1 protein-coding gene is annotated in these 206 nt (G+C 38.8%); it reads left to right on the top strand.

Annotated features, from left to right (window positions below; genetic code table 11):
- Positions 1 to 206 (top strand): Cna B-type domain-containing protein (locus ORL93_RS31185; RefSeq protein WP_265960367.1); only part of this gene is annotated, 206 nt, incomplete at both ends.

Genomic DNA, 206 nt, shown 5'->3' with positions numbered 1-206 from the left:
AAATGGTAAAGTGATTGCAACGCAAGAAGTAAGCGAAGCAACAGGTTGGAAATATGCATTTACAGACTTAGCGGCATATGATGCCGAAGGTAAGGCATACAAGTATGAAGTGAAAGAACAACCGGTAGATGGATATCAATCCGAAGTAAAAGGTTATGACATCACGAATACAAAAGTAAGCCAAACAAAAGTAGAAGGAACGAAGA

The organism is Bacillus sp. DHT2, assembly GCF_026241455.1.
GTDB lineage: Bacteria > Bacillota > Bacilli > Bacillales > Bacillaceae_G > Bacillus_A > Bacillus_A pseudomycoides.
This window is presented reverse-complemented; position numbering and strand designations above follow the sequence as displayed.